The organism is Embleya sp. NPDC127516 (assembly GCF_044765325.1).
GTDB lineage: Bacteria > Actinomycetota > Actinomycetes > Streptomycetales > Streptomycetaceae > Embleya.
Map to the genome: position 1 here is coordinate 178,794 of NZ_JBIWJT010000022.1, position 10,942 is coordinate 189,735.

General features: G+C 72.6%; 7 protein-coding genes and 1 riboswitch. Of the genes, 1 reads left to right on the plus strand and 6 read right to left on the minus strand.

Annotated features, from left to right (window positions below):
• Position 1: 1 nt before the first annotated feature.
• From cbiE to ACIRL2_RS35215, 5 genes are all read right to left on the minus strand, one after another.
• Entirely contained in the window at positions 2–1,495 is a 1,494-nt protein-coding gene (gene cbiE, locus ACIRL2_RS35195) for a precorrin-6y C5,15-methyltransferase (decarboxylating) subunit CbiE (RefSeq protein WP_395859460.1), read from the minus strand.
• Complete coding sequence (gene cobN, locus ACIRL2_RS35200) at positions 1,488–5,135, minus strand: cobaltochelatase subunit CobN (RefSeq protein WP_402237689.1); 3,648 nt, start codon at positions 5,133–5,135, stop codon at positions 1,488–1,490. The genes cbiE and cobN overlap by 8 nt, the downstream gene beginning before the upstream one ends.
• Before the next feature lie 212 nt (positions 5,136–5,347).
• Positions 5,348–5,446: riboswitch (cobalamin riboswitch) on the minus strand.
• A 137-nt stretch (positions 5,447–5,583) separates the two neighbouring features.
• The gene (locus ACIRL2_RS35205; RefSeq protein WP_402237690.1) at positions 5,584–6,711 is read right to left on the minus strand and encodes a threonine aldolase family protein; all 1,128 of its coding nucleotides are present in this window, start codon (positions 6,709–6,711) and stop codon (positions 5,584–5,586) included.
• Positions 6,712–6,804: 93 nt separating this feature from the next.
• Positions 6,805–7,005 carry a cold-shock protein gene (locus ACIRL2_RS35210; protein WP_026218153.1) on the minus strand — a complete coding sequence of 67 codons (201 nt, stop codon included), beginning with the start codon at positions 7,003–7,005 and terminating at the stop codon, positions 6,805–6,807.
• Between the two features lie 324 nt (positions 7,006–7,329).
• Positions 7,330–8,478 (minus strand): CaiB/BaiF CoA transferase family protein, encoded by a 1,149-nt coding sequence (locus ACIRL2_RS35215; RefSeq protein WP_395859463.1) that lies wholly within the window; start codon positions 8,476–8,478, stop codon positions 7,330–7,332.
• A gap of 87 nt (positions 8,479–8,565) precedes the next feature.
• Between ACIRL2_RS35215 and ACIRL2_RS35220 the strand changes: the two genes are divergently transcribed.
• Positions 8,566–9,297, plus strand: a complete 732-nt coding sequence (locus ACIRL2_RS35220) for an ArsR/SmtB family transcription factor (RefSeq protein WP_402237692.1) — start codon at positions 8,566–8,568, stop codon at positions 9,295–9,297.
• Positions 9,298–9,370: 73 nt separating this feature from the next.
• Here the strand turns inward: ACIRL2_RS35220 and ACIRL2_RS35225 are convergent, their stop codons facing one another.
• Positions 9,371–10,483, minus strand: a complete 1,113-nt coding sequence (locus tag ACIRL2_RS35225) for a hypothetical protein (RefSeq protein WP_402237694.1) — start codon at positions 10,481–10,483, stop codon at positions 9,371–9,373.
• Positions 10,484–10,942: the final 459 nt, after the last annotated feature.

Genomic DNA, 10,942 nt, shown 5'->3' on the forward strand with positions numbered 1-10,942 from the left:
ACTACTCCTCGTTCGCATCGGAAGGCGGCTTGACCGCCACCCACTGGGTGACCGGCATCGCCGGGCGCCACCCGGTGAACCGGCCCACCGGAGCGGACCGGGTGATCTGCACGCGCGTCAATTCCCCGCCGAACACCGCGCGATGCCGCAACAACTCGGCCTCGGTCTCGGCCACCACCGCGTTCGCGACCAGTCGGCCGCCGGGGCGCAGCGCCGCCCAGCAGCGTTCGACCACGCCCGGCACGGTCAGCCCGCCGCCGATGAACACGGCGTCCGGTGCCACGCCCGCGAGTTCGGCGAGCCCCACATCCTCCGCGAGCACCTCCGGAGCCCGGCCGACCACGATCCGCAGCCCCGGCACGCCCAGTGCGACGGCGTTCGACCGGGCCCGTTCGGCGCGGTCCTCGCGGGTCTCGAAGCCGATCGCCCGGCACGTCGGATGCGCGCGCATCCACTCGATCCCGACGCTGCCGCTGCCCGCGCCCACGTCCCACAACACTTCGCCCGGAAGCGGCCCGAGCGCGGCCAACGTCATGGCCCGAATCTCGCGCTTGGTCAACTGCCCGTCGTGCGCGTAGACATCGTCCGGCAGGCCGGGCACCCGGCTTCGTCCGGGGCCGTCCCCACACTCGACGGCGACCACGTTCAGGTCGGCGAACCGCCGTTCGGGGGCCGCCGCGAGCGCGTCCGCGCTGCCCTGCCACGCGGACTCCGCCGGACCGCCCAGGTGCTCCAACACGGTGACCGTACTCGTCCCGAAGCCGCGTTCGCGCAGCAGTACGGCCACCCGTCCCGGCGTCAGTCCATCCGCGCTCAGCACCAGGACGCGTGCCGCACGGGCGAGTTCGACGGCCAGTGTGGCCGGCGGGCGGCCCACCGCGCTGACCACCGGCACACCCTGCACGGACCAGCCCAGCCGTGCGCAGGCCAGCGAGGCCGACGACGGCGCGGGCACAACCGTGACCCGCGCGGCGCCCAACTCGCGGACCAGGGTGGCCCCGACGCCGAAGAACATCGGGTCGCCGCTGGCCAGCACACACACCCGCCGCTGCGCGGCCGACTCGGCCACGAACCGCACCGTGAACGGCGACGGCCACTCGACCCGCTCGGCCCCGGTGTCCGGCACCAGCGCCAGATGCCGTGCACCGCCGACCAGCACCTCGGCCGCGGCCACCGACTCCCGGGCGGCGAAGGAGAGTCCGTCCCAGCCGTCGTCGCCGATCCCGACCACGCACACCGACCCGGCAGGTTCCGGGTCGGGTCCGGCCTCATGGCGCGGCCGCCGCGCGGCGGACGTCTCGACCGGATCGCCCGGCCGGACCGAGCCGGGCAACCAGCCCAGGTCCGCGGGCCCGGTCCCGGCGCCCGCGCCGGACCACGCCATCCCGAGCGCCGGCCCCGGACGCAGCCCCGGAAGCCGGTCCTCACCCGGATCGGTACTCACCTCGGGCGGCGAACCGGCCCTTCCGGGCGCGTCGCCGCCCCGCTCAGGCATCCCCCGCGTCCTCGCCGCCCTCGAGGTCGCCCTCGACATCCAGGTAGACCTCGCGCAGCCCGTCCAGCGTGGCCGCCTCGGGCTTCTCCCACATGCCCCGGTCGGCGGCCTCGAGCAGTCGTTCGGCGATTCCGCGCAGCGCCCACGGGTTGGCGGTGCGCATGAACTCCCGGTTGGTCTCGTCCAGGACGTACTCGCCCGCGAGCTTCTCGTACATCCAGTCCGCCACCACACCGGTCGTGGCGTCGTAGCCGAACAGGTAATCCACCGTGGCGGCCAGTTCGAACGCGCCCTTGTAGCCGTGCTTGCGCATCGCCTCGATCCAGCGCGGGTTGACCACCCGGGCACGGAAGACCCGTGCGGTCTCCTGCTGGAGCGTCCTGGTGCGGACCGCGTCCGGCATCGTCGAGTCGCCGATGTACGCCGCCGGCGCGGTGCCGGTCAGCGCGCGTACCGCCGCGACCATGCCGCCGTGGTACTGGAAGTAGTCGTCCGAGTCGGCGATGTCGTGCTCGCGCGTGTCGGTGTTCTTGGCCGCGACCGCGATCCTGCGGTACGCGTCCTCCATGTCCTCGCGCGCGAACACCCCGTCCAGGCCCCGCCCGTAGGCATAGCCGCCCCAGGTCGCGTACACCTCGGCCAGGTCCGCGTCGTCGCGCCACGTGCGCGCGTCGATCAGCGGCAACAACCCCGCGCCGTACGCGCCGGGCCGGGAGCCGAACACGCGCGTGGTCGCCCGACGCGCGTCGCCGTGTCGGGCGGTGTCGGCGCGCACGTGCGCCCGGACGTAGTTGTCCTCGTCCGGCTCGGCCAACTCCGCGACCAGCCGCACCGCGTCGTCGAGCAGCAGCACCACGTGCGGGAAGGCGTCCCGGAAGAAGCCGGAGATGCGCACCGTCACGTCCACCCGCGGTCGGCCCAGCTCGGCGAGCGGGATCGCCTCGATCCCGGTCACCCGGCGCGACGCGTCGTCCCACAACGGTCGCACGCCCAGCAGCGCCAACACCTCGGCGATATCGTCGCCACTGGTGCGCATCGCGCTGGTGCCCCACACCGAAAGGCCCACCGAACGCGGCCAGTCGCCTTCGTTGTCGGCGCGGTAGCGGTCCAACAGCGAGTCCGCGAGCGCCTGTCCGGTCTCCCAGGCCAACCGGCTCGGGATCGCCTTCGGGTCCACGGTGTAGAAGTTGCGTCCGGTCGGCAGCACGTTGACCAGCCCGCGCAGCGGCGAACCGCTGGGCCCGGCCGCGACGTAGCCGCCCTCCAGCGCGTGCAGTACCGCGCCGATCTCGTCGCCGGTGCGGTCCAGGCGCGGCACGATCTCGGTGGCGGCGAACGCCAACACGTCGGCGACCGCCGCCGATGCGGTGCCCAGCACCTCGTGCGTGACGGCCAGGGCCCGAGCCGGGTCCCACCCGCCCGCCTCCATCGCCGCGACCAGGCGGTGCGCGCGGTCCTCGGCGTCGTCGGTCTCGGTGCGCGAGGCGCCGCCCCCCTCGACCAGGCCGAGCGACTCGCGCAGCCCGGGCAGCGCGGCGGCCTTGCCACCCCACACCTGACGCGCCCGCAGCATCGCGGTGACCAGGTTGATCCGGCCCTCGCCGGTGGGCGCGCTGCCCAGGATGTGCAGGCCCTCGCGGATCTGCGCGTCCTTGACCTCGCACAACCACCCGTCCAGGTGCAGGATCAGGTCGTCGAACTCGGCCTCGTGCGGCCGGTCGGTGATGCCCAGGTCGTGGTCCAGCTTGGTGGCCTGGATCAGCGTCCAGATCTGTGCCTGCAGCGCCGGGCCCTTGGCCGGGTCGAGCGCCTGCACGTTGGCGTACTCGTCGAGCAGTTGCTCCAGGCGGGTCAGGTCGCCGTACGTCTCGGCCCGCGCCATCGGCGGCACCAGGTGGTCCACGATGATCGCGTGCGCGCGCCGCTTGGCCTGCGCGCCCTCGCCCGGGTCGTTCACCAGGAACGGATACACCAGCGGCAGGTCGCCGAGCACCGCGTCCGGACCGCATTCCGCGGACAGGCCCAGGTTCTTGCCCGGCAGCCACTCCAACGTGCCGTGCTTGCCCAGGTGTACGAGCGCGTGCGCGCCGAATCCGCCCGGGCCGGCGGGCGCGTCCAGCCACCAGTAGGCGGCCAGGTAGTGGTGGCTCGGCGGCAGGTCCGGGTCGTGGTAGATGGCCACCGGGTTCTCGCCGAAGCCGCGCGGCGGTTGGATGATCAGGATCACGTTGCCCGCGCGCAGCGCCGCGAGCACGATCTCGCCCTCGGGGTCGCGCGAGTGGTCCACGTACAGCTCGCCGGGCGGCGGGCCCCAGTGTTCCTCGATGTTCGCGCGCAACCCCAGCGGCAACTTCGCGTAGCGCTCACGGTACTCGGCCGCCGAGATGCGGACCGGGTTGCCTTCGAGCTGACCCTCCGTCAACCACTCCGGGTCCTGGCCGCCCGCCGCGATCAGCGCGTGGATGAGCTTGTCGCCGTCCGGCGGTTCGAGCCCGGGCAGCGCGTCGGCGCCGTCGAGCGCGCCGACGTCGTAGCCGGCCGCGCGCATCGCGCGCAGCAGCGCGACGGCGGAGGCCGGGGTGTCCAGGCCGACCGCGTTGCCGATCCGGGAGTGCTTGGTCGGGTACGCGGACAGCACCATGCCGATTTTGCGCTCGCCGACCGGAATGTGCCGAAGTCGGGCGTGCCGCACCGCGATCCCGGCGACGCGCGCGGCCCGCTCGGGGTCGGCGGCGTAGTGGGTGAGCCCGTCCGGGCTCGTCTCCTTGAACGAGAACGGGACGGTGATCAACCGGCCGTCGAACTCGGGCACCGCGACCTGGGTGGCCGCGTCCAGCGGGGACAGGCCCGCGTCGCCCGCCTCCCATTCGGCCCGGCTGGTGGTCAGGTTCAGCGCTTGGAGGATGGTGATGTCCAGGCCGGCCAGCGCGCCGACGTCCCATTGCTCGTCGTCGCCGCCGGCGGAGACCTCGGCGGGCTTGGCCCCGCCCGCGCCGCCCGCCGCGAGCACGGTCACCAGCAGCGCGTCGAGTTCGCCCAGCGCCGCGAACAACGACTCGTCCGCGCCACGCAGCGACGCGCACCAGATCGGTACCGGCCGGCCGCCCGCGTTCTCGATCGCCGCGCACAGGTCGTCCACGAACGCGGTGTTCCCGGCCAGGTGGTGGGCGCGGTAGTAGAGCACGCCCACGGCGGGGCCGTCGACCTCGCGCGCGCTGCGGTCCAGTCGGCCCCAGGAGGGCACCTCGACGGGCGGCTCGAAGCCGTGCCCGGTGAGCAGCAGCGTGTCGGAGAGGAAGCGGTGCAGTTGGGTCAGGTTGTCCGGGCCGCCCTGGGCGAGGTAGGCGTGGGCCTGCGCGCTCACCCCGGCGGGTACGGTCGCCAGTTCCATCAGCGCGGCGTCGGCGGTGAGTTCGCCGCTGAGCACGACCACCGGGCGCGGACCGGCCAGCAGCGCGTCCAGCCCCGCCTCCCACGCACGCCGCCCGCCGAGCAGGCGCACCACGACCAGGTCGGTGCCGTCCAGGAGCGCGGGCAGGTCGGCGACGTCGACGCGGGCCGGGTTGGCCAGTCGCCAGTCGCCCTCGCTCGCCTTCGCGCTGAGCAGGTCGGTGTCGGATGTCGACAGGAGCAGGATCACCGGGCGCCTCCGCCGATGCCGGCGTGGCGGACCACGGAGTGGATGTCGCGAACGGGAGAGCCGCCGTCGAACGTGCCGCGGAAGCGAGCGGGAATGCCGCTGGAGTGGGTGCCGCAGTCGAAGCTGCGGATGCAAGAACGCCGGCAGGACGAAATCGTCACCTGGAGCGCCTCTCCGGGGTCCTCGCCCCATCGGACTCGGGGTGAGACGCGCAGTTCCTGACTCCCGGTCCCGTCGCCGGCGTCGGATGACGTCGTACGGCGGAGCCGGTCACAGTGGCGGGACCGTCCCGGGATCGCACCGGGTTCCTGCCACGCCCTCCCCGCGCCGGTAGGGCCGGCGCGGGGCCAGCATCGCTCAGTGGCCCGCCTTGACGCAACATGCCCCGATCGGCGTCGGAGCCGGTGGTGACACATGTCACCACCGGCTCCGACGCCGGTTCTCGGGCTCAGCCGTTCTTGCGCACTCGCTCCACGAAGGCACCGAACTCGTCGGCGACCTCGTCCGCACTCCAGTCCAGGGCGGGTTCGGCGACGGTGATCTCGGCGAACGACATCCCCGGCAGGCCCGGCTCGGTCCAGCGGCCGGCCAGCCACACGCCCCGGTCGGCGGCGTACTCGAGACCGATCCGGTTGAGCAGCTCGGCCGGGTACGGCAGCCACATCTGGAACTGGTGCGTGTGCGGGACGGCCGGGAAGACGGTCGCCCCGGACACCCGGGCCAGACCTGCGGCCACGACCTCGGCGTGCGCGACGTAGCCGGGTAGCCGAGGCAGCGTCTCCTCCAGGGCCATGAGCGCGTCCAGTGCCATCGGCCAGGCCTGAAAGGGCCGCCCGCCGTACCGGTGCCGCCACGCGTGCGCCTCCTCGATCAGCTCGGCGCCCCCCGCGAGGGCCGCTCCGGCGTTCGCGCCCAGGCCCTTGTAGTAGGAGACGTAGACCGAGTCGAACAGGTCGACGATCTCGCTCGGCCCGCGGCGAAGGTAGGTGGTGCTCTCCCACAACCGCGCGCCGTCCAGGTGCAGGGCCGCGTCGCGGTCCCGCGCGGCCTGCACGACGGCGATCAACTCGTCCCACTCGGGCAGCACGAATCCGTGATCGCGCAGCGGAAGTTCGTAGAACAGGGTGCCGAAGCGCTCACCACTGGTGCGGATGTCCTCGGCGGTGATCTGACCGGGGCCCTGGGTGAGCGTCAGGGGTCGAAGTCCGGACAGCACCGACACCGCGTCGCGCTCGTAGGTCAGCGGATGGGCCCTCGGGTGGATGCCGACCACGTTCGAACCGGTCGCGCCGGCGTGACAACGCAGCGCGACCTGCTGGGCCATGGTGCCGGTGGGAAACAGCAGCGCCGCCTCGGTGCCGAGCAGCTCGGCCGTACGCGCCTCCAGCCGGGCGACCACGCCGCCGTCGCCGTACATGTCCGGCCACTCGCCGGGTTCGACCGTCTCCTGCGCGTACGCGGTCAGCCGGGCCAGCCGTTCTGCGACCGTGGTGGGCCGTACCCCGGACAGGATCCGGCCGCATGCGCGGATCGCGCGCAGCCTGCCGACGTGCTCGTCGTTTCCGATGTATCCCATGCACGCATCATCCAACGCGGCCGCGGGCCCGGACACACGCAAGCGCGGCCCGCACCGGAATCGGTGCGGGCCGCGCTCGGCGATGATGTGCCGTCAGACGGTGATGTTCTCCGCCTGCGGGCCCTTCTGGCCCTGAACAGCGTCGTAGGAGACCTTCTGGCCCTCGACAAGCTCACGGTAGCCCTGCGACTGGATCGCCGAGTAGTGCGCGAAAACATCCGGGCCGCCGTCGTCCGCCTGGATGAAGCCGAAGCCCTTTTCCGCGTTGAACCACTTCACGGTTCCAGTAGCCATACAAATCTCCTTCGTGGTGCCAAATGGAAATGCGCACGTGCGCATGTCCAAGTCGCAACAGCAATCCATTTTTCACATGAACCCGGTTCGACATAAACAAAAAGCGCCCGACGGTCACGACCGTAAGGCGCTCACAAAATTCATGGGAACCACTACTGCAACTGCCCCGAGGCTAGCACGGAAAAGTCCTCGACCCCGGAAGGCACGAAATATTTCTTCTCGACCCCGCACTCGGACCCCGCGCCGGACCCCGTACTCGGACCCGGCGCTCCGACTTCGCACCCCGGCTGCCCCGCGCCCGGACGCCCCGCGGGAGGCCACCGCTCACTCGGGTTCGATCCCCAACTCGGCCAGGATCGCCGCCGTGTGTTCGCCGACCGCCGGGATCGGGCCCATCGCCGCCTCGCGACCGGTCACCGTGACCGGCGGCAGCAGCGCGCGCAGCGGACCGGCGGGCGAGTCGATCGTGCGCATCCGGTCCCGCGCGGCGTGTTGCGGGTGCTCGGCGAACTCGCCGACGGTGCGCATCCGGGCGTTGGCGATGCCCACCTCGTCCAGGCTCGCCACGATCTCGGCGGCGCCGCGGTCCGCGAAGGCCGCCTCGATCAACTCCGTGAGCCGCTCGTTGCCGGCCACGCGCAACGAGTTGCTCCGAAACCGGGGGTCGTCGATCAGGTCCGGACGACCCAGCACCCGCTCGCACAGCGCGGCCCATTCGCGGTCGTTCTGCACACCGACGAACACCTGGCCGCCGTCGCCGACGCGATACGGACCGTACGGCGCGATCGCCGCGTGTCGCGCGCCGGTGCGCGGCGGAGGCGTCCCGCCGTAGGTCGCGAAGTAGTACGGGAAGCCCATCCACTCGCCGAGCGCGTCCAGCATGGACACCTCGAACGCACTGCCCTCGCCGGTGACCCGGCGCTCGTAGAGCGCGGTGAGCATGCCGGTGAAGGCATACATCGCGGCGGCGATGTCGGCGATCGGGATGCCGGCCTTGGCGGGCGCGTCCGGTGTCCCGGTGACCGAGAGCAGACCGGCCTCGCATTGCACCAGCAGGTCGTACGCCTTCTTGTCGCGATAGGGACCCGAAGTCCCATAACCCGATATTCCACAGACGATCAGCCGGGGAAATCTGGCCCGCAAATCCGCCGCGCCCAGGCCCAATCGATCCGCCGCGCCGGGCGCGAGATTCTGCACGAACACGTCCGCGCGGGCGAGCAGGCGGTCCAGGATTTCCGCCGCGCGCTCGTCCTTGAGGTCGAGCGCGAGGCTTTCCTTCCCGCGATTCGCCCAGACGAAGTGGCTCGACAATCCCTCGACGGTCTCGTCGTACGCGCGGGCGAAATCGCCCGCGCCCGGGCGCTCGATCTTGATCACGCGCGCGCCCAGATCGGCCAGTTGCCGAGTCGCGTACGGCGCGGCGATGGCCTGTTCCAGGGAGACGACGGTGACACCGGCGAGGGGTAGGGGCACCCGTCCATCTTGACAGGGCGTCAGGCGTACGACACGGCGGCGCACCCTTCGGCGCGCGCCGAAGCGTCGCCGGCCGATGATGGCGACATGGACTCGATCGCACGTGCCACCGACCCGGATTCGGTCCCGCGACTCGCCGCGCTCGCCGCACTCCTCGCGGACGAGACGCGCGCGGCGGTTTGCCTCGCCCTCCTGGACCGCCGTGCCTGGACCGGCGGCGAACTGGCTCGGCACTGCGGGGTCGCGCCGTCCACGATCAGCGAGCATCTGACCCGATTGGTCGAGGGCGGCCTGCTGGTCCAAGAACGGCAGGGCCGACACCGGTACGTCCGGCTCGCGGACCCGGGGGTGGCCCGCATGGTCGAGGACCTGGCCGCGTACGCGACGCCCGTGACCACCCGTCCGGCGAACACGCTGCGCGCGCACTCGGCGGGCGCGGCCCTGGCCAGGGGCCGCACCTGCTACGACCACCTGGCCGGCCGGCTGGGCGTGGCGATCACCGACGCGCTCACCGCCCGGGATCTGCTCCGCCAGGACACCGGCTTCGCGCTCACCGACCCGGGCATCGCGTGGCTCACCGACCTGGGCGCCGACCTCACCACGTCTCGCAAGCGCCCGTTGGCCCGGCCCTGCCTGGACTGGACCGAACGCCGCCACCACCTCGCGGGCACGGCCGGCGCCGAACTGTGCCGGCTGTTCGGTGCCCGGGGGTGGACGGAGCGGGTCGGCACGGGTCGGGCGGTCCGGGCGACCGAGGAGGGGCGCAGCGCGCTGGGGCGGTTGTTGGGAATGCGGGAGGCGGAGTTCGAGCCGGCGTGACGAACCCGCCGCGCGGGGGCGGTCCGGTCGGGCGGCTCCCGGGTCGACGGACGTGTCGTGGGCGAGGTGTCGGTCAGTCGCCGGACGGAGGCCGCAGGCGCAGCCGGTCGAGCAGACGGCCGGGCCAAGAGCGCCTCGGTCGGGGTGGGTTCGACGTGTCGGCCGCCTTACCCGCGTGCTGCGACTCGGGATCGGGCTCCGGGTCGGCCTCGCGCTCGGGCAGGTATACCGCCTGGCGCCACCGCACGGTTGCCACCCCCAGCTTCCAACTCCGCTCGTCGGGGCCGTAAGTCACCGGCGTCGGGAGTACGCGGAACCCCGCCACGTCCGCCGCGTCGTAATCGGCCACGCCCAAGCCGGTGCCCGAAGGCGTGTCGGTGGGTGTGGTCGTCCGTATCTCCCATTCGCTCCCGCGCCCGAAGATCTGAATCGGCATCCCACCCCGGACCCGGACGCCGGGCCGAATCCGCAGACACGGCCGATCCGGCCCCAGCCGGTGAAGGGGGGCGCCGGCGATCCTCGGCTCTCCACACACCAAGGTGAATTCGCCCCCCGACACCCAAACCGCCTCCAACACCGAGACCTCGGACGGGTGGGTGATCGGCACGATCGCCGCCAGGTCGCCCACGCCGTGCAGCACGAACGTACCCTCGGGCAGATCGGGCCAAATGGGCGGCGTCGGGTCGACGTCGAGCGACCACGCCCCACCCGCGGTGACAACCAGCAGCCGCGGTCCGGCGACCTCGAACTCCGGTGCCTGCCAAACTTGTTCCCGACGCTCATCGATCCCCCGCCAGCCCCCCGTATCCGCCCCTTCCCTCGGCGGCACCATGCGGACCTCGACCTGCCCACCCGACCGGTCGCCGGTGAGCCTGGCCACCCCGAGCGGTCCCGTGTAGCAGACCACCTCGCTGCCGAAGCCCTCCACCGAGCGCTCGAACTCCCGCGCCGCATCCGGTTCTTTGAGCTGCAAGGACCACGCGCCGGAACACCGGACCCGCACCGTCCGCAGCCCCTGGTCCGAGATCAGGATGCTGCCGTCGGAGCCCTCACGCGGACCGTCGTAGACACACTCCTCGGCCGGCCCACCCGGTCGATCGATGCGCCACAACCGCACGTGTCGCCCCGGCGCGCTCTCGACCTGCAACAGGGCCGGCCGACCCGGCACCGGAAGATCCAGCACCACGTCGGCATCCCCGAAGCCCCGATGCGTGAAGGGCGTGTCGTCCTGCCCATGCCCCCGAACGGGCCCGAACGCCGCACTGTTCCGCCGACCAGGTTCGTACATCGTCCGACGATCCCACGCGGCCACGAGTCGGATAAGCCGGAACCCCCTCCCTCCGCGAACCGGCCACCGAGGCCCGCCCGGGTCGACGACCGATCAGGCCACCTGCCCACCGGCGGCGGCCGACCGGCCGGCCGCAGGGGCGCGTAGCGGACGTGCATCCGGGCGCGTAGCGGGCGTGCAACCCGAGCGCGTAGCGGACGGCCCGACCGTGACCGCGTAGCGGGCATGCGCGCGCGCACCGACCGGGCTTGCTCGTCCCCTACGCGGCCGGCCGGTTGCGCGTCCCCTACGGGTTCGGGGTCGAGCCGGTCTCTCCGAGCCGGGGCGCTTGGCCCCTACGGGGCAGGTCACCCATCC